Genomic DNA, 22,876 nt, shown 5'->3' with positions numbered 1-22,876 from the left:
ATCACTCCCATTGTTGTTCCCATTGTTTTTCTTCTTCAATGACTCGTAAGTCTTCTTGTGTGATTAGGAAAATTTCCATGTTCGGCTTTCGCCGAGCCCCATCGACTAAAAAGCGGGGACTTCCTTCCGTTTCTTCGTCATACAAGGTGATCAATCCTTCTGCTTTATCTAAAAAGAATGCCGTTTTTGCGCGGAGTTGACTCGGGTCTTCGTATGGACGCTGTGTCAGCGGTTCAAAAAAGTCTGCCTCGAGTTGCAGTTGCACAAATAGTTCTTGTTCGAATGGTTTATAGCGCTCGTCCATATTTAAGAATGGAGGAAACACGGCAATTTTAATCGGATAGGTTTCTCTTAACTCTAACAATACTTGTCCAGCCCACAATTCACAACCATTCGTTCCACTTAATATGAACCATTCAGCACCTAATTCGATGACTTCAAGTATCTTTTTCCGATAAGCTTCTTGAATGATTTCAATTCCTGGATGATCCGCTTTGAAAATGCCGAGTTCATGAGGACGATATCCTGTGACGGCTACTACTTTCATGTTTGCTTCCTTTCTAGGCGAGCTCGTCGATGCTCCAATTCCATTTTCTCACGGTCGATAGTTTGACGTAGCACTGTTCGCTTTTGTTCGAGTAGCTTCATGGCTCGCTCCGTGTAATCAATCGCCAAAGCGATGTCTTTTTGTTTATGCTCTGCATACTTGGCGAGTTCGACATACCCTTCAATCGTATGAAGCGACTCAAATAGCGGAATGGCCTCCTCGAATCGTCCAGCTCGTTTTAATATCATCGCTTGACGCATGATGGAACGCTTCGATGGACTCGAGAGTTGCTCAAACTCCCTCAGCGCTTGATCTTGTTCGCCAAGGTCATGTAACCAGTGAGCACGTTCCTCTCCAAAATCAGTTACCGGGGTCGTAACGAGTTGACTGAGACGTGTATACAAAGAGACAAGGCTTAAACAGTCCGCATGATGGTGTTCGAGGACCGGGAGCAATATTTCAGGATTCCGCTCTTTGACATATTGAAAATAGTGCATCGGCGCCAAGAATCCAGGAAGGTCGTCCGTTCGTTCATGACCGAAGTATGCTTCGACTGCTTTTAATGATACCGATTCAAGCCTCGGTTTTAACAATCGTCTTGCAGCGTGAAGTAAATCGACATGACCCACTGAAGGTAATTGTTTCACCCTGGATTTGACGAATGTATGTCTCGTCTTGATTTGGGGCCAATCAAATGATTTCCCGTTATAGGTAACGAAACGAACCTCATCTCCGATATCCTGCAAGAAATGATAGTAAAAGGCGGTTTCAAACGCCGGATGAGGTAACACGTATTGAATCATTTCAAGGTGTCCTTCTTGAATCCTAGCAAATCCAATCAAAAAGATTGATGTTCCTGAACCGCGTAACCCGGTCGTTTCCGTATCCATGAACAGGACTTGGTCGGGCTCTAAGTCGACGACGAAAAACGGGTGCTCGGTTTGACGCATCATCTTTCTTGCTTCTCCAAACTTGAAGTCGTGATACACCTCGTCGAGCGGATATGTCTTTCGAATCCGGACACACCATTCCCCCTCAAACGTTAAAATCTCGCCCCCATGATCCTTCCACTTTTGTTGCTCCACTTCGTCAGGGCTCGTGACCCTAGCTTTTGGGCCAGGTTCGTTCGTTTTGATTAATCTAGATAGTTTAGCTTTCATATCGTTCCTTTCAATGCTTGCAACTGACGGATGACTTGCTGTTTGAAATCACCGTATCCAATCATGCCGACACAACGGGGGCATCCGCTCTCACATGGACAGTCGGATACCGTCCGTTCTGCCGCTCCAAGCACCATGTCTGCATCTTTATAGAGTGCCTCACTGAGACCGATGCCTCCTGGATACCGGTCGTACAAATAAACGGTCGGCTTACTCGTATGCGTCGACTTCATCTGAATCGTAGTGAATAAATCGAGCGTGTCACACATGAGATAAAGTGGCGCAAGTCGCCTCATCAAATCGCTGACCGCTTCAAGTTGATCTTCGAGGTCCGCCTCCGAATAGGCGAATCGCTCATCTAACGTGAACCAAGTAGCTGTCGTATGCAACTCTCGCTCCGGTAGATGAATCGGACCCGACCCTATGTTCTCATGCGTCCCGAATTTTATTTTCTTGAACAAGGTGGCCATCGCGATGACCGATACCTCACCAAACGTCTTCGCTCCGTCTGACTTGTTCTCTTCGAGTACTTTCAGTTCAACTGCTAAATTCGCATCCGTATAGTAGTCAACGTCAACCCGGCGGACATATGCTTTCTTCTCCTCAAAATCGAGTTTTTCGACTTGGTACTGTTCGGCTCCATGCAAATAAATCGCTTCATCATGTAACAACGTCATGGCACTGAACGTGTCCATCTCACCGATAACTTGATGCTTCGCCGTCTGATCGACGATGACGACATTCTCTTGATCACTCGTCCGAAGCGAGATGTCATGGGCCGGGAACGAATCCGTCATCCAATAGTACCTATCGGCCCGTTCGTGTAAGACGTGAGCATCCGTCAAAAACTCTAATATATCTTCCGTGTCGACTGTTCCGAACCGCTCTCCCTTTTGAAACGGCAACTCAAATGCGGCACATTTGATATGATCTACTAAAATAATCAAGTTATTCGGGTCAAGACGTGCCGCTTCCGGTGAGCGATCTAAAATCATGTCCGGCTGTTCGACGACGAGTTGGTCGAGTGATGACGAGGATGCGACAAATACAACGAGTGACTCTGAATGCCGACGACCGGCGCGCCCAGCCTGTTGCCATAACGAAGCGACTGTCCCTGGATATCCATTTAAGACGCATGCTTGAAGTTGACCGATATCGACACCGAGCTCTAACGCGTTTGTCGAAACGACCGCTTTGATTTCCCCGTTCCGTAACCGTCGTTCGATTTCTCGACGTTCAGATGGAAGATAGCCGCCACGGTAACCGACAATAGACTTTGGTCCGAGCTCCCGCCGTGTTAGTTCCTGCAAATAAGTCAATAGCACCTCGACACGTACGCGCGACCGCGCAAATACAATCGTTTGTATGTTCGCTTCCACGAGCCTCGAGGCGATTCGTTTCGTCTCGAGCGTTGCGCTACGACGAATTCCGAGTGCTTCATTGACGACAGGCGGATTATAGAAGACAAGGTGTTTCTTGCCTTGAGGTGCCCCGTTTCGATCGATTAATACGACTTCTTCTTCCGTCAATAGCTCGGCAAGTTCAAGCGGATTCGCGATGGTCGCCGATGTCATGATCCATTTCGGGTGACTACCATAGTAGGCGCAGATTCGTTTTAAACGTCGAAACACGTTCGCCACGTGACTGCCAAACACGCCACGATACGTATGGAGTTCGTCGACGACGATGTATTCTAAGTTCTCAAATAGACGAATCCATTTCGTATGATGAGGTAAGATGCCGGAATGTAACATATCGGGATTCGTGATAACGATATTCCCTGCATCGCGAACTTTCGTTCGTGCCGCAGGTGATGTGTCGCCATCATAGGTGAAGCACCGCAAATTCCCTTCAAGGGCTTCGACCATCTCCATCAAGTCACTGTTTTGATCTTGCGCGAGTGCTTTTGTCGGGTAAAGATAAAGCGCACGTGCTGTAGGTTTTTCAATCATCTTGGATAGAACCGGTAAGTTATAACACAGTGTTTTTCCTGATGCCGTAGGTGTTACGATGACCGTCGAATGGCTAGCCGCCGTTTGTTTCACAGCCTCGGCTTGATGCGTATACAGCTGTTCAATTCCACGATTCTTAAGTACATTCACCAATTGTTCAGGCACCTGCTCTGGAATTGGGGCATATTGGGCCGGACGTGCATCGACCGTGTGCCAATGACGTACGTGGTTTGAAAAACCAGGATCATCTCTTAATTCTTTTATGATTTCTTCGACAGAGCGAGATTTTCGCATCTAGTCACCTTCTTTCATTACGCATTCGAAGGTGCAAGGTCCGCTACGACTTGTCGGATTTGATGAATCCGTTCATCTCGTACCACTCTCGATACAGCGGGCATCTGAAAGATGGCCATGTCTTTAAATGTAGCAGCGACATGCTCATTTTCTTCTTCGAGACGGAAGAGCGCATCTGAAAACAGACGTTGCGTCGACCGTCCGAACAAGACGATGGTATGTAGTTTCGTACATTTCGAATGAACCGCTAAAAGATGTTTGACGTAGCGTTGCACCGTTTTATAATAATCTTCGTTTGTTGAGATGAGTTGACGGTTGCCACGAAGAAGTTCTGGATAATAGGATTCTTCGCCCGTGAACATGGTCTCGACTCCGATTCGTTTCAAGTAAGCATGTCCGATTGCTTCGGCGACGGTTTGGTCCTGGATGAGACGCCCAAACGGTATGGACTCTTTTAAGAGCACATGTGAAAGCTTTAACCCGAGATGTCCACCGAGAGGCACGCCGAAATCATCGTCTTGCAGTCGATCCATGACAAGTAATACTTTCATCTTGCGTTTTAAAGAGAGTTGAACCATGTGTCACCATCCTGTTCCCTTTCTTTTCATTATAACAAAGTCAAACGAAAAACAGGGCGCACAATGTCGCCCTGCTCTCCTTAGTTATTCCCATTGTTTGAATTGCTGTTTCCACGATTCGTGTCTGACGATTCACCATTGGATTGTCCCTCTAACGGAGTTCCTGAATCATCTCCGTCAGTTGGTTCGTCTGTACCTTCGCCAGAACCTTCATCCGTAGCCGGTTCATCAGGAGTTTGTTCGTCGGTGGTATCTTCGCCGTTTCCGTCTCCGTTACCATTCCCGTTTCCGTTATCATTCCCGTTCCCGTTATTTTCGTCTGATGGTTCATCTTCGGAATTCCCATCATCAGTAGGGTTTTCCTCTTCTTCCGTCGGTTCCTCTTTCGGTTCAATCGAATAGCTCGCTTGTGCCGGTGCCGATTGCTGTTCTCCCGTCAACGGGTTCGTCGCATTTGCGACAATGGTAAACGTTGTGTCTCCTTCGGCCAAGTTTGCAATATTCACACTCGTCTCCCCGGTCGTTCCGACGACTTGCTCACTTCCATCGGCTGACTTTTGTGTCACCGTGAACGTGATATCCGTATAACCATCGGCTTGTGCACCATCGAAATCGTATGACCATGAGACAGAACCGGTTTGACCTTCTTCATCGTAGTTAACACTTGCCCCAGTCGGAGCAACCAACTTCTCAGGTTGAAGATCTTTTGGTTTTGTTCCTTTTACATAAAGCTCATTACCAAGTGACAAGACTGAGTCTGGACGCTGGAATCGATCCGGTTGTCCCGTCGCATTCGTCACTTGTTGCATCATATATTCGAAATAGTATTGGGCATAGTCAGGATCGAACGAAGCGACTGTCGAATCTTTCGTTTTTCCTGTCCATACTGAGATTGAGTAATCCGTAGAATAACCAGTAAACCATTTATCTTTCGGATTTGTAGAGTTAGGCTCGTTCGTCGTACCCGTTTTACCTGCTACGTCCCATGGGAATGCGCCAGGTACATAAGTTCCACCTTCAGCACTCACAACATCACGAAGCATGTCTGTCAACATATACGCTGTATAATCTTCCATCGCTTGCTTGGCTTTAATCGGTGAATTAATACTTGAACCATCATTGAATTCAATTTTTTGAATCAAGTGCGGTTTTGTATACATCCCATTCGCACCAAGTGTTGCATAAGCTGCAGCCATCTGTGTCGTGCTCGCTTCTGCCGTACCTAAAGCATTAGATTCGTTGAGTTCATCGCCAGAATATGAAGGTTCGATACCTACATTTTTAACGAACGATTCGATTGCTTCTTGTCCATACTCATCCCGCACTTCTTGGAAAGCACGAACTGCTGGCGTGTTCGCTGAAATTTTCAAGTATTGGCGCATCGTATTTGGTCCACGGAAACCTGAATAATAGTTATTCGGACTATATGTGCCATCTAATTTAGCGTCAAGCAACACTTTACCTGTCGACCACTGCCCATTTTCAATTCCAGGACCATAATCGAAAAATGGTTTAGCTGTCGATCCGATTTGATACTTCTCATTTGAGTAGTCACGATATGTGGTATCACCTTGCTTCGCCTGTTGACTGTCTACGATAGCGACAATTTCACCGGTCTTTGTATTCAAGACGGTTGCACCCATTCGTAAATCTTCAGGGAAACTACTTGTTTGTAAATTAACATTATTCGATTTAATATCACTGTTGATTTTTGTGTGTAACTCTTTGTTGATTGACGTATAAACTTTCAAACCAGTCCCGTAAATATCTGACTGTTCAAGACCATAGTCCTCTTCTAACTCATTCAATACACGAGAGTAAATCGCACGTGTGAACGCTTCTTCTTCCGTCTCTTCACCTGGTGAGATGACGTCAGCAATGGCAACATCGAGTGCCTCATTGTATTGTTCCTCAGAAATATGTCCGTCACGTTTCATTGCAGACAAGACTTGCTCTTGACGGTAGCGAGTCAACTCCTGATCACCGTTGATTGGATCGTAGGCACTTGGACGTTGCGGGAGACCTGCGAGAATCGCGGCCTCTTGATAATTGACCTCAGAGACCGGCTTATTGAAGTAACGTTTCGATGCGGTTTGCACACCGTATCCGCCACTACCGTAATAGTTTTTGTTCAAGTACATCTCTAAAATCTGTTCTTTCGTATACTCACGCTCGAGTTTGAGTGCGAGCCATTGTTCTTGAAGCTTACGCTTCAACTTCTTATCTGTCGAAAGGAACGACTGCTTGACCAATTGTTGAGTGATGGTCGATCCACCTTCTGCACCGAAACCCTCTGTCAAGTTGGCAACGACGGCTCCGCCGATTCGACGTAAGTCAATCCCGTTATGCTCATAGAAACGACGGTCTTCAATGGACACGACCGCTTGTTGCATCACTTCAGAGATGTCGTCGATGGAGACATACTCTCGAATCTGACCCGCCCCTTCGAGCGGTTCTCCTTCAGCCGAAAGCAACTGAATCGGATACGTATCGACAAGTTTGTCTTCATCTAGTTCTGGTGCCGTCGCAATGGCATATACCGTATATGCGCCGAATGCGATTACCGCAGCAATAAATAACATGAAACCTAATAAAAAGATGCGTTTCCACATCGGTTTCTTACTTTTCGTCTTTGGTTGTTTCCCAGTTTTTTTGCGTTTATTCGTCGTCGAATCTTGTCGACGTGCGACCCTACTTCGCTCCATTCATGGTTCACTCCTTCTATTCAATCGAGCCATTGATCGAGCACCGTCAAATAATCAATCGACGGCAAGGCTCTCGTCGGAACTTCAATCGCTTCCTTTTCGATAAAGCTGAGCGGAATCGATTTGCGCCCCGTTAACCGTTGTTCCCACCACTGAACAAGTTGCTCGGTGGTCAATACATATTGCGTATTATAGCGACTAAAGCGGATGATGACAAAACAAATCCCTCCATGACGTTCACACTCACGCATGTGGGCGATTTGGTGGTCATGAAAATTGCCGAGCGGAAACGATGTCTTATTATTCGTTTCTTTCGCTTCAAAGTCAATGTACCTACCACGATAAACACCGTTGTAATCGGTCGTAGATGCCTGTTTGAAATAGGCTTCCGTTACTTTGGCGGCACTTCGCTTCGGATAGTCGACTTTGACGATTTGGAGAGGGGTTGGTTTTTTGTGGATGACGGCTCGTTGATGAATCCGATAAAACTCATTCGTTTCATTTAACAGCGTCTCCAAGTTCATTCCGCGATTCGCATAGGTTTGAGAATTCGATGATTGCTTCGAAATTCCTTCCCCCTTTGTTGTCTTTGTCACGTTTGCCTTTTTACCGTTTGGATAATGGAACAATGTCGTCACCCCATACATACATATTAACAGGTCGGTCCACTCGTTCCTTCCGTCTCAGGTCTGATTGTCGACTTCTGTCGGTCGACACTTGTGTGGAATTACCGCAACACATATCGTACCAAACTCCCGTATGTTAAACTAGTATGTAAGCGATTGTGTATCCAAATTGAAAAGCTCTCGTTATGTATGATGCGATTGTTTTTCTATGATAATAGCACTTCTACTGTTTATCCAAGATGACACACCGATAAACCTCATTGATGTCATTCTAAAAAAAATGTGCAATATCTGTGCAATAGATTGACCAAATTATCATTTGGAAATAAAATAGGGTGCTTAAAGACGTTACTGTTAAGCCGTTTTGGAGGGATTGGATGGAAAGTGGAAAGAAGTATGTCATGTTCGTCGACGAAACAGGCACACCGAAGGGAAATACGCAATTTAACTTGACTGGCGTGCTGATGGAATATAAGTATTCAATCGATGCAGACGAGACTGGATTACCGTGTGAATTGAAACGACGTCTTCAGGCGTTCAAACGAGATGTGTTCAAAACGGAGCATATCCCACTTCATTTGAAAGAAATTTTAAAAGCGGAACATCCTTACGGAAAAGAAGATGGGATCACGATTGATATGTTGCGCGACTTTTGGGATAAACTCCCTGAATTTTTGCGAGGAATCGACTGTACAATCGTCAGTGTCGAGGTCGATAAACAAAAGCTTCATGACTTTTATTCGACACCAAAAGATCCGTATGTCGTCGCATTCGCTCACCTGATGAAGTCATTCTATGCGTTTTTAGAAGAAACAGAGGCAGTAAGTGCCCGTGTCGTCCTGGAATCCCGAGACGATTATCAGAACTTACTGATTCAAAAAGCATTCTTTGATATTTTCAACTCAGGTACCGTTCATTTAGACGTCGAAAAGAGCCGTCAAAAAATTAAAGGCTTCATCTTCTCTGAGAAGCAGAACACGATGTATCAATCTGGCTTAGAAATCGCTGACCTCGTCTGTCTGCCACTTTCTCGCGTTCGTCGTGGCGTGATTGAAGTGAAACCACGGTTCGTCCATTATGGGGACGAGAACCGAATCTTTAAAGCCATTAAGGACAAAATTTACATCCGTAAAGAAAGTCCGGACCAAGATTTCCGAAACTGGGGCTTCAAAAAAGTGCCAATCACGAAAAAACGTCGCGAATGGAGCGACCACCCTTGGAATCATTAACCAAAAACGCATCGACACATTGCGTGTCGATGCGTTTTTTATGTGGTGACTTTCTGTGACTTCATTCGTTTCTTTCCTTCACGGCACATATGCAAGAGTGGGCATGCCTCACAGCCTGGGCGTTGTGCCTTGCAATGATATCGTCCGAAGAAGATGAATTGATGATGAAGTTGTGACCATTCCTCGCGTGGAAACTTTTTCATTAATGTATCCTCGACTTGTCGAACATTGTCTTTCCAGCGACAAATACCGAGACGCTTGGATACTCGTTCCACATGTGTGTCAACCGCAAACGCCGGTTCATGGAATGCAACAGAAAGGACGACGTTTGCTGTTTTACGACCGACTCCGGGGAGCGCCTCTAACGATGCTCGGTCAGAAGGGACAATCCCCCCATGCTCGTTCACAATTTTTTCTGAGAGTGCTTTTACATTCTTCGCTTTGTTACGGTACAGACCAATCCGTTTAATCAATGACTCAATCTCAGACACGTCAGCCGCAGCCATCGCCTCGACAGTCGGAAACGCTTCAAACAATCCTGGTGTCACCTTGTTGACGAGCGCATCCGTCGCTTGTGCGGAGAGCGCGACCGCGACGACCAATTCAAAGGGATTTTGATGCGTCAACTCGCAATGAGCGTCTGGGAACATCTGCTTCATCGTATCTGACACTTCCTGTAATTGTGCTCGCGTCAACATCACTTATTCCTCCGTTGATATTCCACGACATCCTCGAGCGATTCGACATGATGGTCTTGCCAAACGCGCAGGATTTTGTCCATGTATTTGAAGTTTCGCACGTTTCGAAGTTTCGCTTCACGAAGTGCGGCCATGATGAGTTCTTCGCTGAAGCTATCTTCCGTCATCCAGCCGACAATTTGTTCAATCTCGAACGGGGTGATCGTTCCAAATTCCCGCTCAAACGTATGAATGATATTCTCATTCAGTGTCTGCTGTGGCACAGATTTCTCTTCCCTTTGTAACGCTTCGAAAAGTGGCAATAGGCTATATCGCTCGCCATCACTTGAAGCGTCAATCGCGATCAACTCTTTTTGCAACAGACCGAGTAACACTGAGCGCGCCTCATTCTCTGAAACATTCAATCGTTTCCCTAGCTCACTCGGGAGCGGCATGACGATGCCTTCTCCAGTCATTTCTAGAAGATGGACGATCAGACTGAACTCGACGGGTGACAAATCGAGGCGTCTCGCATCGGTGAACAGCTTTCGTGGAATGACGACCGGACTTTGCTCGAATAATTGAATCAATTGATGTGCATCCATGTCGCACTTCCTTTCTAAGACACATTAATCGGGGAGGACATGGTGTCTTCCCCGATTAATCGTTAAGGGTGAATTCGGTTTAAAAGACGTGGGAACGGAATCGCTTCACGGATGTGCTCGATTCCACTGATCCATGCGACCGTACGCTCGAGACCAAGTCCGAAACCAGAGTGTGGGACCGAACCGTATTGACGAAGTTCAAGGTACCAATCATACGCATCCGTTTCGTCGAGACCTTCCTTGATGATCTCTTCTTTTAGACGATCGTAGTCGTCCTCACGTTGAGATCCCCCGATGATTTCACCATATCCTTCTGGTGCAATCAAGTCCGCACACAGAACAAGTTCTGGATTCTCAGGGTCTACTTTCATGTAGAACGGTTTGATTTCTTTTGGCCAATGCGTGATGAATACCGGCTGATCATGTGCGTTGGCAATCGCCGTCTCGTGCGGTGCACCGAAATCATCACCGTATTCGATGTCGTCGAATCCTTCTGCCTTCAAGAACTTGATGGCATCTTCGTAACGAACACGAGGGAACGGCGCTTGTACTTGTGCCAATTTCTCAAGGTCACGTCCAAGCAGTTCCAGTTCATTTTTACAGTTCGCAAGTGCTGCCTGTGCAATGTATGAGACGTATTGCTCTTGAATCTCAAGGTTCATGTCATGATCGACGAATGCCATCTCCGGCTCGATCATCCAGAACTCAATCAAGTGGCGACGTGTTTTTGATTTCTCCGCACGGAACGTTGGACCGAACGAGAATACTTTTCCGAGGGCCATCGCCGCTGCTTCCATATACAATTGACCTGTCTGAGAAAGGTAGGCTGATTGACCGAAATAATCTGTTTCGAACAATTCTGTCGTCCCTTCCGGAGCACTGCTAGTAAGGATTGGCGGATCGATTTTGACAAATCCTTCTTTGTTGAAGAATTCATATGTCGCACGAATGATTTCGTTACGAACTTTCATAATCGCGTGTTGGCGACGTGAACGGAGCCATAAGTGACGGTTGTCCATCAAGAATTCCGTTCCGTGTTCTTTCGGTGTGATTGGATAATCAATCGATTCCGCAATCACTTCTAAATCTGTCACTTCCAATTCAAATCCGAGTGGTGTACGTCCGCCATCAGATTTGACATTCCCTGTGACCCAAACCGAAGTTTCTTGAGTAATCCCTTTGGCTAACGTAAATAACTCTTCCGCCACGTCAGCTTTTACAACGACTGCTTGAGCAAAACCGCTTCCATCACGTAATTGAAGGAAAGCAATCTTACCACTTGAACGTTTATTGGCAATCCAGGCCCCTACACGGACCGATTGGCCTTCATAATCTTTAAATTGGTTAATCGAAATAGTTGTCATATTCTTTTCCATCCTTTCGCTTATCGAGCGCGCTTCGTAACGAAGTCTTCTACTCGATCGAGCGCTTCTAATACGCGTTTTAATTCAGTTGCATAGGATAATCGTACGTAATCGTCTTGTCCGAAACCCGAACCAGGCACAAGTGCCACGTTTGCTTCTTCAAGAACAGCTTCACACCAAGCATCGACGGTGTTATAGCCACTCTCTGAGGCCGCGACCTTCGCATTGGCATATAAGTAAAATGCACCTTGTGGCTTCAAACAAGTGATGCCAGGGATTTTGACGAGACGGTCGTAGACGATTTCAAGTCGATCCTCGAACGATTGACGCATCATTTCCACATCTTCTTGCGGTCCATTGTACGCTTCTACCGCAGCCGCTTGTGCGACAGATGTCGGGTTTGATGTCGAGTGTGAGGCCAGATTCGTCATCGCGCCGATGATTTTTGCATCACCAACGGCATATCCGATTCGCCAACCTGTCATCGCGTGAGATTTCGAGACCCCATTGATGATGATCGTTCGTTCACGCATATTCGGAAGTGTCGCAATCGATACGAACGATGCATCACCGTAAATCAATTTTTCATAAATTTCATCGCTAACGACGAGAAGATTGTGTCGAAGAACGACATCGGCGAGTGCCTGTAGCTCCTCTTTCGTATAAATCATTCCCGTCGGATTAGATGGGCTGTTCAAGATGACGGCCTTTGTACGAGCTGTAATTGCATTCTCCAGTTGAGTCGGCGTCAATTTAAATGACGTCTCTTCATTCGTGTCGACCAAGACAGGTTCTCCGTCTGCCAATTTGATTTGTTCCGGGTAACTGACCCAGTATGGGGCTGGGACAATCACTTCGTCCCCTTCATCTAAAATAGCTTGGAACAGAGCGTATAGGGCATGTTTCGCACCTGAAGCAACCATCACCTCGTTGCGTTCGAACGACAATCCACTATCGCGTTTCGTCTTTTCAATGATGGCATCTTTCAACGCGACTGTCCCGCCAGATGGCGTGTATTTTGTGTCTCCATCTCGAGCGGCTTGACAAGCAGCGTCGATGATTCGTTCTGGTGTGTTGAAATCAGGTTCACCCGCGCCGAGACCAATGACATCTTTGCCTGAAGCTTTCAGTGCCTTCGCCTTAGCTGTAATCGCCAAAGTAGTCGATGGTGTGAGTTGTTTTACACGTTTCGCTAATAGATGTTCCATCATAATCCCCCTCTAATTCATTACATTTGATCGGTCAATTGGACCCGTCGAATAAATTCTCCGGTCTGAAGCGTATAGTACGAATACGTATAAGACGCATCCGCTTTCGTGACCACTTCGATGAGTGCCCGTTCGTCAAAACCAACCTTACAGCTGACCAGTTGTCCGCCTGTCTCCTCAACCGACTTCGAACAGACGTCAGTAGCGTCCACTTCACCGATTTCTCGTTGCTCGATCTCCAGCTTTTTATCCAATGGGACAAACCAAATGGACTTCCCGTCTACTTCTGGGAAGACGACATATGCCTCTGTCCCATTGAACAGTTCTCCCTGACCCACTCTCGCGTCTGGAGATTCTTCAGTCAATCGTGCCATCGCCGTTTCGACGAGCTTTTCTTTTTGATTCTCTGTATGACCGATGGTGAATCGATACATCACGCTAAAGACAAGGACGACACCAATCAGTGCCGCCAGTAATGAGACGATCCATTTTGCTTTTCTGGTCATTCTGTACGATAGATGGTGAAGACCATCTCTTCCTTCTTCGGATCGTTCACTTTCTTCTCAAGTGACAAACCGAACATTAAATCCTGACCCTTTAAGGTCCGATTCAATAAGTCGACAATTTTGTAAACGTCCGCAGTCGGTTCGATGCGCACGCTCGCCAGCGTCTCAATATTCGAGTTCATATTGACTCCTCCTCCAAAAACACTATACGTATCATTATAAAACGATAATATCGTGATGCCTAGCGTTATCTGTCATTTCGTGCCACAGACTTTTCCTTCTCGTCTAAGAACAATTCCAACTCGGATAACGCTGTTTCAAGCGTTCCTTCAATCCGGTCAACTTTAGGCAAGCTGTTGATGAACTGTTTGCCGTAACGTGTCGTCTCCACACGTCGGTCGAACACGAAGACCGCACCATAATCCCCTTTCGATCGAATCAATCGACCGACACCTTGTTTGAAGCGAATAACCGCTTGGGGCAGGGATAACTCAAAGAATGGTGACTTACCCGTCGCTTCAATTTTCTCAGAACGTGCTTGCATGATCGGCTGATCGGGCGGTGCAAACGGAAGCCTTACGATGACAAGGCATGTCAACGCCTCCCCTGGAATATCGACACCTTCCCAAAAGCTTGCTGTCCCAAAGAGAATCGACTGTTCCATCCGTTTGAACTGTTTCGTCAAGCGGCTACGAGAGCCGCCGCTCACACCCTGTGCGAGAAGTGTATAAGACGGGTCAAGATGGTCTTTGACTTGTTCGTAAGTGAGTCGAAGCAATTCGTTCGATGTGAACAAGACGAGCATCCTCCCTTTCGTCACGTTCGCAATTTGGACAATCGACTGGGCCGTCTGGTCGACGAACTGAGGAAGCGGCACTTCATTGATCAATGGGAAGTCCGACGGTACAAACAGTTTGGCCTGGTCTTTGAAGTTGAATGGTGACGGTAATACGACTCTTCGGACCGGTTCTCCTTCTAATCCGAGGCGTCGTTCCATAAAGCTGAACTTCCCTGAGACCGTCATCGTCGCCGATGTTAAAATCGTTGGTCGCTTCTTAAACAGACGTTCGTGTAACAACGGTCCGATTTCGACGGGCTGCGTGTATACCGAGGTCAATTTCCGATTCCCTAAATTCAGTTCGACCCAGCTGACCGCATCATCGTCGCGCGTCAACATCGTCTCATAGATGACACTCTCGAGTTCACGCACGTCTCCAATCAACGTTTTTAAGTCACCAAGAAGTGCGCGTTGTTTGAATGTCATATGTTCTTTACGCTCATCGAGCAGTCGATGGAGGTGTCGGAGTGACGTCCGCAACGTCCGCAGTTTGTCCTCGAGTCGATTGGCCACTTCTCGAATTGGTCTAAACGTTGCACCTTCCCGCTCGAAACGAACCGTTTGTCGAGGTTCTTTTTTCTTACCTAACGATTGAAGGGACGTCAGAAGGTCTTCGAGTTCTTCCTCGACCCTTGCAAGAGCCGAATCAATTTGTTGACTGAATGCCTCCGCTTCTTCGGTTACGGATGTCAAATCGGCTAGCTGAATGATGCGAGAATGGAATTTGCCATCTGCTCCGTAGCCGAACCATTTGAAGAGGCGGTCAAATTGAATCGCATCAAATGTCACACCGAAATGATGAGAGGCCACTTCCTCGACTTGATGAGCCTCGTCTAATACGAGAGGTGTGTCCGTCGGTAAAATGCCTGCCTGATGCTGTAAATCCGAGAACAGTAAAGCATGATTGGTCACAATCAGGTCCGCTTCTTTCGAGCGCAACACGGCTTTCGTGAAAAAGTCACGGCTATACCATGGGTCGAATCGACCAAAATCATTAGAAGCATCTGCTTGAATCAAACGCTTGAATGAAGCAGGACCTTGTGTCGCAGATCCCGGGAATGAGAGTTCCTCTAAATCTCCGGTCTCGGTTTCTGTGAGCCAGACGAGTACCATCGCTTTACACATCGATGCCAAAAGACCGTCATTTGATTCGTCGAGCACCATCTCGAACTTACGCAAATCGATATAATTGCGTCTCCCTTTCAACAACGTGAATTCGATCTCAGGAAAAATCTGACGAAGAACAGGTAAGTCTCGATTTAACAACTGTTCTTGCAATTGAATGGTATGCGTACTAATGACGACCGGGCGTTTCGTCTCGAGGGCATGGTGGGCACTCGGAATCAAGTACGCAAGCGTCTTACCCGTTCCCGTACCCGCCTCGACTAACAATGTTTCCTCATCGTCTAACGCTTTATAGACGTGACGCATCATTTCGAATTGACTCTGTCTCGGTTCAAACTGCTCAAACAGTGAAGGGAGTGTCTCTTCGATCGTCCGCAAAAGGAACGGCTCGAACGGTTCACGTTCTGTCGTCGGGACGAAGGCATCCACCGGTCGCCTTAACGCAATTTTGCGGTGGATATCAAAACGTGTTTCGTCGTCTGGACGGATCCCGACCTCAAGGATCATCTCATCGAGTAACGGTTCGATATGACTCGTCCATGACTCAGATAACTCTCGAAGTCGTTTCAGCGTCACCAACGGTAAATCGCGTAAACGGTCGAGCATCCGGATGAAGAGCTCGGCTGTCGCCTCTGCGTCACTGAGTGCCCGATGTGCGTCTGTATGTACGAGGTCAAACGTATCCGATAGCGCTTCTAACGCATGGCTCTCTAAAGTCGGATACAAGATGCGGGCCAATTCGACAGTATCAATGGCTCTCCCTTGAAACGCAAGATAACCCGCTTGTTCAAGACTCTCATTTAAAAAAGTTAAATCAAATGCGACGTTATGCGCGACAAACACCCGTCCATCTAGCATTTTCCAAATGTCGGGAATCACATCTTCAAATGTAGGTGCATCACTTACATCTTCGTCACTAATCGTTGTCAATTGCGTAATAAAAGGTGGGATTGGTCGACTCGGTCGAATCAAGGTGCTGTAGCGCTCTATCACTTCACCCTCTTGTACGACGACCGCCGCAAACTCAATCAATTCATCTCCGGACTTAACGGAATGACCCGTAGTCTCTAAATCCACAATCACATACGTGTCCATAACATCCATCCCATCTTTGGCACGCTCGTGCTTTCTGTCTGTCTCATCTTACCATAGAACGAATAACGAAAAAACGGGGATGCCTCTGCCGACACCCCCGAATCCTTTACAAAATTGTATGAGCAATCTCTTCGTAAAGAAGTTGATCGACCTCATTTTGTTCGTTCAACACAGCTACTTTCGGACGATGCGTTTTTGCCTCTTCCGCTGTCATTTGACCGTAAGCCATGATGATGACAACATCACCGACCTGGAAATGACGTGCTGCCGCTCCGTTCAAACAAATCACGCCTGAACCGCGTTCCCCTTTGATGACATACGTTTCGATGCGAGCACCATTATGGTTGTTCGTAATGTGTACATGTTCATTCTCCATGATACCGACCGCATCCATCAAATCCTCATCGATTGTAATTGAACCGACGTAGTGTAAGTTTGCTTCTGTCACTGTTGCTTTATGAAGCTTTGCGTGCATAAATGTACGAATCATTGGATTCATCCCTTCTTCCAAATCACATTATCAATCAATCGGGCCCGTTCAAACTGAATGGCCACCGCTAACAAGAGTTCGGTCGAGTCGCTCGAGACGGCACCGAGCGTCGGGTAATCGACAAGCTCGACGTAATCGATTTGACTGTTCGGAATCTCGTTCAAACGTTCAGTCAGCTGTCGTTTTACTTCATCAACTTGTTGACCTGTATCGAGTGCCTCTCGCGCCATCATCAATGCGCTGAAAATCCGACTCGCCTCTACCGTTTCGACATCTGACAAATAGACGTTTCGAGAAGATTTGGCTAGTCCTGTCTCCTCACGAATAATCGGGCAGCGTCGAATCTCGACTGGAACGAAATAATCTCGGACGTATCCTTCGATGAGTGCCACTTGTTGAGCATCCTTCAGACCGAAATAAGCGCGTGTCGGTTGAACAAGGTTAAATAATTTTGAAACGATTGTCAACACACCATCAAAATGACCGGGACGACTCGCCCCACATAATACGTCCGCCCCGTGACGGACGGTCACACGCGCCATGTCAAGTGGATACATCGTCTCCGTCGTCGGATAGAACAAGACATCGACTCCCGCATCACGTGCCAACTTCTCATCCCGTTCAAAGTCGCGGGGGTAACGGTCGAGGTCTTCATTCGGTCCGAACTGTGTCGGATTGACAAAAATACTCATGACAACGACGTCATTTTCCCGTCGCGCGTTTTCAACGAGGCTCATATGTCCTTCATGCAAATATCCCATCGTCGGCACGAAGCCAATCGTTTGATTCGTTGGTAAGGCAATACGTAATTCTTCGACGGTCGATACAATCTTCATCCTTTTCCTCCATACAATGAGTCGAGTAACGACTCATCCATTGTGAACGTATGACGTTCTAACGGGAAGTGACCGTTCTTCGTCTCTTCGACATAAGAACGGATAGCATCCGTCGCCACTTCATTCACGTCTGCATACGCTTGGACAAATTTAGGGAGACGGTCCACCCCATATTTCAATACGTCATGATAGACGAGCACTTGGCCGTCGACATCTGCACCTGCACCGATTCCGATGACAGGAATCGTCAATTCTTCTGCGATCCGTTTTGCCAATTGGTGAGGGACACACTCAAGGACGAGCATCTTCGCGCCAGCACGTTCCGCAGCCAAGCTATCTTGAAGGAGTGTCTCGGCAGCCTCTAGGGACTTCCCTTGTACTTTATATCCTTCTAGGACGCCAACCGATTGAGGGGTCAACCCTAGATGGGCGACACATGGCATGCCGACTTGTGTCAAGCGGTCAATCGTATGAAGCACGTCACCGGCCCCTTCTAGTTTGATGGCATCCGCACGGCCTTCTTGGAATAAACGCGATGCTGCCTGTAACGTCCGATCGAAGTCTCCGTGATATGACGCAAACGGCATATCTACCACAACGAACGTATTTTGTGCTCCGCGGCGTACCGCTTTCGAATGATGGAGCATGTCCTCCATCGTCACCGGAATCGTCGAATCATAACCAAGTACGACCATCCCAAGTGAATCACCTACTAATATCAAATCGACACCGGCCGATTCGGCAAGTTTGGCTGACGGATAATCATATGCCGTCAACATGACGAGCTTTTCTTGCTCGTTCATTTTTTTAAACAATGTAGTCATCGTGTGCATCTGTTTCTCCTCCTAAACGTGGAGACAGGAAAGAATAAACGCCTTCTTACACAGATGGCAAGAAGGCGCACGAAAAACAAATTCATGGTTTTCATGAGTTAGTGTCCTTCTGTCCCTGTCATAATGATCAAGGCAGACAACTGAATGTGACAGTCTGCAAGCGCGGTACACTTCAAGAATTGATAGCGTCCGACACATTAAGTATAGTCGATGGTCTCGCTTTCATCAATCATTCCACACTGCAATCTCAGCAGAATAGACCGGTTCGACCGTTCCATCCACTTCGAGTAGCAGTGCCCCCTCCTCCGAGATGCCTCGCATGACACCTGTTCGCGACGTCCGGGACACACTCAAGGTGATCGACTCATTTAAATAGGCGGCATGTTTCATCCAGTTCAAGCGAACCGGTGCAAATCCTACGTCAAGGAATCGGTCGTATTCGGTCTCGAGTTCTGCCAATAGTTCCGCCAATAACTCACTGCGATGATATCTCGTCCCGGTCTCTAAATAAAGGGAGGTCGCCCGGTGCGCCAACTCAGTCGGAATTTCATCGCCGTTGACGTTCATTCCGAACCCTAAAATGACGGCTTGAATGCGGTCCCCTTCCGTTTGCATTTCCGTCAAAATGCCTCCGATTTTCTTGCCATTTAACAGTAAATCGTTAGGCCATTTGATTGTCACGTCAAGGTCCCGCGCATTCAACGCTTTCGCAAACGCACTTGCCGCCATCAAGGTCATCTTTGATGCGTCGCGAATGGGTAATTCCGGTCTTAAAATCACACTTGCCGCGATATTGACGTGCTTCGGATTGTGCCAGTTACGACCGAGTTGTCCGCGACCGGCCGTCTGTTCCTCGCTCATGACGAGCGTCCCCTCTGGCACGTGTTGTTGCGCCAGCTCATGGGCGATTCGTTGTGTCGTGTCGATTTGGTCAAAGGCATGGACGATTTGACCGAACCGTCCCTTCCGATATGACGCAAACGCTGGTTCATCGAATCGGTCACTTTGCTCAAGCAATTGGTATCCTTTTCTTGGGATCGTATGAATCGCATAACCGTCTTGCTTAAGCGTTTCGATATGTTTCCAAATAGCGGTACGTGAAATATTTAATTGACGGGCCAACTCTTGGCCACTCCATACTTCACCATCTTGTAATAGCGTCAGAACACGCCCGCGCGTTGAAGCCATCGTTTCGCCTCCTCTTTCAATACTGTCTCATGGTTCGGTAACTCGTTTAAGATGACGCGTCGTTCGAGGTCGGCTAACAGATGCTTGATTGCTTCCCCTCGTGCACCGAGCGCTAAGGCGTCCCGGCCGTCAAATTTCAACTCTTTTCGTGACGTCATCGGGAGCGACTGTTTCAGTTCACGGCTACGGTCTTTCTCCCCGTTCATCCGGAAATAAGTGGAGAGCGTCTGTTCATCCGTCGAATAAATCGTCATCCGGTCAAGTCCCGTCTCACAGAGCAGTGCAAGCGTACGCGCCTCCCGTTTGATCGCGTTCGACCGTTTCCATGGCGATAGCCAGCTGTCATCCTGTGCATGATAGAGAAAGAGTGCCCATCCGCTGACCGCGTTCACAGGTGTCCGAGCGTCCTCTTGGACACGCTGCATCAGTTCGGTCGTCACGTTCGGTAAATAGCGATGAATGCCGAGCTCGACCATTTCACCTAGCGCTTTCTTGTATGCAGGTCCCGTCAACAGTTTCTCAAATTCGATCGCGATACGCTCCATCGCAATTTGTTCGAGCTTATGACCGAGCCCGCTCGCTGCTTCCCGCAACTCGTCATGTAAGGTGAAGTCGAGTTGTGACATGAAGCGAAGCGCACGCATGATGCGTAGCGCGTCCTCTCCGAACCGTTCAAACGGACTGCCGACTGTTCGGATGATTCGTTCTTCTAGATCATGTTGACCACCGAATAAATCGACCACTCGTCCATCATGGAACGCCATCGCGTTCATCGTGAAGTCCCTTCGTAATAAATCCTCTTCAAGCGATACCCCGAGTGCGACATGGTCCGGTCGTCTCGAATCCGAATACGATCCTTCCGAACGGAACGTCGTCACTTCGAACGGATGGTGGTCAATAATGACCGTGACAGTCCCATGCTCGATACCGGTCGGAACCGACTTCGGGAACAGCGCCATCACCTCTTCCGGGAAGAGGGACGTCGCCAAATCGATATCATCGGGCAGACTCCCGAGCACATAATCCCGAACAGCACCACCGACGATATACGCCTCGCCACCATGCTGTTCGATCGTGTCGATGATTTGTTTTGCGTATTCCCATTCCGTCATGATGTCACCACCTGTTCATACAAGCGTTCATATTCGGTCACGATATCTTGTGAGGCGAAGCGCCGAGATTTCACCAATCCGTTTTGTCGGAACCGTTCTCGTAGCTCACGATCGGTCAAGAGCCGCTCCATCGCAGAGGCGGCCTGGCTCGCATCCCCTTTAGGAACGACGAAACCATCCTCACCGTCCGTGATCACTTCCGGCAGCCCACCCGCATCGCTCACGACAGAGGGCACACCCGTCGCCATCGCCTCGAGCGCCACGAGACCGAACGCCTCCTTGTCTGATAACAGGACGTGAACGTCGCTGATTGCAAGAAGTGCGGCGACTTGTTCTTGTTTCCCGGCAAAGATGACCTGCTCTTCAAGCCCCATCTCCGTCACGAGTCGACGCATCGCACCCATGAGCGGACCATCTCCGACGAGCAATAGTTTCTTATTCGTCACATCCATCTGATCGAACGCCTCCAGGACGAGGTCGACGCGTTTGACAGGACGGAAGTTTGAAATGTGGATGGCGACCCGGTCCTCATCCGACAAGCCGTACCGTCCCCTTAATGTCGGGTCGAATTGAGGCGTATACACCGATTCATCGATGAAGTTATGGATGACTTGGATCGGCAAATCACTGGCAATCCGCTCTACTGTCTCCCGTTTCAAACTATGAGAGACCGCCGTGATCGCGTTCGATTGACGCAGCCCGTATAGAATGGCCGGTTTCAGTTCCTCGTCCTCACCGAGTACGGTAATATCGGTACCATGTAACGTCGACACGATCGGGGTCTTCACACCCGCCATCTCGCGGCCAAGCGCAGCACAAACGGCATGCGGTACGGCATAGTGTGCATGGATGACATCGAGACCGAACGATTGGATGACACTCGCAATCTTCGCTGACAATGTCATATCGTACGGCGGATAACGAAAGACCGAATATTGATTGATTTCGACTTGATGGAACGTAATATTTGGGTGATAGGCGTTCAAACGAAACGGCATGCTGCTCGTGATAAAATGGACATCATGCCCACGGTCCGCAAGCTTCATCCCGAGCTCTGTCGCTAAAATCCCAGAGCCTCCGACAGATGGATAACAAAGAATCCCAATCCGATACGTCATGCGAGTTCACCTGCCTGTTTTACGACATATGGTCGAACGCGCTTCAACCCTTCCGCATAGGCGACTCCAATCAAGCTCCCAAAATGGCGTTCACGGGCGATGACCCGTTCCACATATGCATCGGTGAGCGGTGTCTTTACTCCATCGACCGGAGTGAACTGACTCGCGTAACATTGAAGCGCCCGTGTCTTCACTTCGATCGTGTCACTAATATCCACGCACACATCCGGTTCGACGTGAGCATTGATCATATATTGGTACACACTTTCAGGACGATATGCATCGAGTTCGGGTAAGTACTTTCGGATCCCGGCATTAAACAGCGCCTCTGTCACGAGATGGGCGCAGGCTGCATGGTCAGGATGGCGGTCGACCTCATATGGATAGAGCAAGTGGGTTGGGCGCTCACGGCGAATCAAGGAGACGATTGCCTCGAGCTGCTCTTCTCCCCCGTCAATCCCACGGTCTTTAAATCCTAGATTGATTCGACGGACACCAAGCACGTCATCAGCCGCACTTGCCTCCTGTCGTCTCGTTTCTACATCACCATTTGAAGAAAGTTCCGCTCTCGTCAAATCGACGTATACGACCTCAGTCTTCTCTTTCGTCCATTGGGCGGTCATGCCGGCGATCCCGATTTCGATATCGTCCGGATGTGCCCCGATGGCTACTACTTTCATCTACATCACCTCTTCTTTGAAAAGTATAGCCGACTCGTTTCTGAATGTCATATGTTCAGGGTAGTCAATCGAACTGTTTTTCGAGTACTCTATCTAAGGGGAGGTGAACC

At 47.9% G+C, this 22,876-nt stretch carries 21 protein-coding genes; 1 reads left to right on the top strand and 20 read right to left on the bottom strand.

Annotated features, from left to right (window positions below; all coding sequences use genetic code 11):
- Position 1 precedes the first annotated feature (1 nt).
- The 6 genes from GVY43_RS02730 to recU all read right to left on the bottom strand — a co-directional run bounded on the left by GVY43_RS02730 (position 2) and on the right by recU (position 7,883).
- Positions 2 to 547, bottom strand: a complete 546-nt coding sequence (locus GVY43_RS02730) for an SLOG family protein (protein WP_159562154.1) — start codon at positions 545 to 547, stop codon at positions 2 to 4.
- Complete coding sequence (locus GVY43_RS02725; RefSeq protein WP_159562153.1) at positions 544 to 1,707, bottom strand: ribonuclease H-like domain-containing protein; 1,164 nt, start codon at positions 1,705 to 1,707, stop codon at positions 544 to 546. The genes GVY43_RS02730 and GVY43_RS02725 overlap by 4 nt, the downstream gene beginning before the upstream one ends.
- A complete protein-coding gene (locus tag GVY43_RS02720) occupies positions 1,704 to 3,953 on the bottom strand; it encodes a DEAD/DEAH box helicase (RefSeq protein ID WP_159562152.1) in 2,250 nt (749 codons plus the stop codon). Before GVY43_RS02720 ends, GVY43_RS02725 begins: the two co-directional genes overlap by 4 nt.
- Positions 3,954 to 3,970: 17 nt before the next feature.
- Positions 3,971 to 4,531 carry a hypothetical protein gene (locus tag GVY43_RS02715; protein ID WP_159562151.1) on the bottom strand — a complete coding sequence of 187 codons (561 nt, stop codon included), beginning with the start codon at positions 4,529 to 4,531 and terminating at the stop codon, positions 3,971 to 3,973.
- Between the two features lie 80 nt (positions 4,532 to 4,611).
- A complete protein-coding gene (locus GVY43_RS02710; RefSeq protein WP_159562150.1) occupies positions 4,612 to 7,236 on the bottom strand; it encodes a transglycosylase domain-containing protein in 2,625 nt (874 codons plus the stop codon).
- Positions 7,237 to 7,256: 20 nt separating this feature from the next.
- On the bottom strand, positions 7,257 to 7,883 hold the full coding sequence (recU, locus tag GVY43_RS02705) for a Holliday junction resolvase RecU (protein WP_015881499.1): 627 nt from the start codon (positions 7,881 to 7,883) through the stop codon (positions 7,257 to 7,259).
- A gap of 356 nt (positions 7,884 to 8,239) precedes the next feature.
- Here recU and GVY43_RS02700 point away from each other — a divergent pair, with 356 nt between their 5' ends.
- Positions 8,240 to 9,091 (top strand): DUF3800 domain-containing protein, encoded by an 852-nt coding sequence (locus GVY43_RS02700; protein ID WP_035387865.1) that lies wholly within the window; start codon positions 8,240 to 8,242, stop codon positions 9,089 to 9,091.
- Positions 9,092 to 9,129: 38 nt separating this feature from the next.
- Here the strand turns inward: GVY43_RS02700 and nth are convergent, their stop codons facing one another.
- The 14 genes from nth to bshB1 form a co-directional block, all read right to left on the bottom strand.
- Positions 9,130 to 9,789, bottom strand: a complete 660-nt coding sequence (gene nth / locus GVY43_RS02695) for an endonuclease III (RefSeq protein WP_159562149.1) — start codon at positions 9,787 to 9,789, stop codon at positions 9,130 to 9,132.
- A complete protein-coding gene (locus tag GVY43_RS02690) occupies positions 9,789 to 10,373 on the bottom strand; it encodes a DnaD domain-containing protein (RefSeq protein WP_159562148.1) in 585 nt (194 codons plus the stop codon). Before GVY43_RS02690 ends, nth begins: the two co-directional genes overlap by 1 nt.
- A gap of 62 nt (positions 10,374 to 10,435) precedes the next feature.
- Positions 10,436 to 11,737, bottom strand: coding sequence for an asparagine--tRNA ligase (gene asnS / locus GVY43_RS02685; protein WP_159562147.1), 1,302 nt, complete (start codon positions 11,735 to 11,737; stop codon positions 10,436 to 10,438).
- A gap of 20 nt (positions 11,738 to 11,757) precedes the next feature.
- On the bottom strand, positions 11,758 to 12,945 hold the full coding sequence (locus tag GVY43_RS02680) for a pyridoxal phosphate-dependent aminotransferase (protein WP_159562146.1): 1,188 nt from the start codon (positions 12,943 to 12,945) through the stop codon (positions 11,758 to 11,760).
- 20 nt (positions 12,946 to 12,965) lie between these two features.
- The gene (locus tag GVY43_RS02675) at positions 12,966 to 13,451 is read right to left on the bottom strand and encodes a hypothetical protein (protein WP_159562145.1); all 486 of its coding nucleotides are present in this window, start codon (positions 13,449 to 13,451) and stop codon (positions 12,966 to 12,968) included.
- Positions 13,448 to 13,633 (bottom strand): YpmA family protein, encoded by a 186-nt coding sequence (locus GVY43_RS02670; RefSeq protein ID WP_159562144.1) that lies wholly within the window; start codon positions 13,631 to 13,633, stop codon positions 13,448 to 13,450. The genes GVY43_RS02675 and GVY43_RS02670 overlap by 4 nt, the downstream gene beginning before the upstream one ends.
- A gap of 65 nt (positions 13,634 to 13,698) precedes the next feature.
- The gene (dinG, locus tag GVY43_RS02665; protein ID WP_159562143.1) at positions 13,699 to 16,509 is read right to left on the bottom strand and encodes an ATP-dependent DNA helicase DinG; all 2,811 of its coding nucleotides are present in this window, start codon (positions 16,507 to 16,509) and stop codon (positions 13,699 to 13,701) included.
- Positions 16,510 to 16,615: 106 nt separating this feature from the next.
- Positions 16,616 to 16,999: an aspartate 1-decarboxylase gene (gene panD, locus GVY43_RS02660; RefSeq protein WP_015881490.1), complete on the bottom strand. Its 384-nt coding sequence runs from the start codon at positions 16,997 to 16,999 to the stop codon at positions 16,616 to 16,618.
- 5 nt (positions 17,000 to 17,004) lie between these two features.
- A complete protein-coding gene (panC, locus tag GVY43_RS02655) occupies positions 17,005 to 17,835 on the bottom strand; it encodes a pantoate--beta-alanine ligase (protein ID WP_159562142.1) in 831 nt (276 codons plus the stop codon).
- The gene (panB, locus tag GVY43_RS02650; protein ID WP_159562141.1) at positions 17,832 to 18,668 is read right to left on the bottom strand and encodes a 3-methyl-2-oxobutanoate hydroxymethyltransferase; all 837 of its coding nucleotides are present in this window, start codon (positions 18,666 to 18,668) and stop codon (positions 17,832 to 17,834) included. Before panB ends, panC begins: the two co-directional genes overlap by 4 nt.
- A gap of 225 nt (positions 18,669 to 18,893) precedes the next feature.
- Positions 18,894 to 19,856 (bottom strand): biotin--[acetyl-CoA-carboxylase] ligase, encoded by a 963-nt coding sequence (locus GVY43_RS02645; protein WP_159562140.1) that lies wholly within the window; start codon positions 19,854 to 19,856, stop codon positions 18,894 to 18,896.
- A complete protein-coding gene (locus GVY43_RS02640) occupies positions 19,829 to 20,968 on the bottom strand; it encodes a CCA tRNA nucleotidyltransferase (protein ID WP_159562139.1) in 1,140 nt (379 codons plus the stop codon). The genes GVY43_RS02645 and GVY43_RS02640 overlap by 28 nt, the downstream gene beginning before the upstream one ends.
- Positions 20,965 to 22,086: an N-acetyl-alpha-D-glucosaminyl L-malate synthase BshA gene (gene bshA / locus GVY43_RS02635; protein ID WP_159562138.1), complete on the bottom strand. Its 1,122-nt coding sequence runs from the start codon at positions 22,084 to 22,086 to the stop codon at positions 20,965 to 20,967. Before bshA ends, GVY43_RS02640 begins: the two co-directional genes overlap by 4 nt.
- The gene (bshB1, locus tag GVY43_RS02630; RefSeq protein ID WP_159562137.1) at positions 22,083 to 22,766 is read right to left on the bottom strand and encodes a bacillithiol biosynthesis deacetylase BshB1; all 684 of its coding nucleotides are present in this window, start codon (positions 22,764 to 22,766) and stop codon (positions 22,083 to 22,085) included. The genes bshA and bshB1 overlap by 4 nt, the downstream gene beginning before the upstream one ends.
- Positions 22,767 to 22,876 lie beyond the last annotated feature (110 nt).

Origin of the sequence: Exiguobacterium sp. 8H, from assembly GCF_902506255.1 — a bacterium.
GTDB lineage: Bacteria > Bacillota > Bacilli > Exiguobacteriales > Exiguobacteriaceae > Exiguobacterium > Exiguobacterium profundum.
Note: the sequence above shows the minus strand (reverse complement) of the source record. Positions and strands in the feature narration are given on the sequence as shown.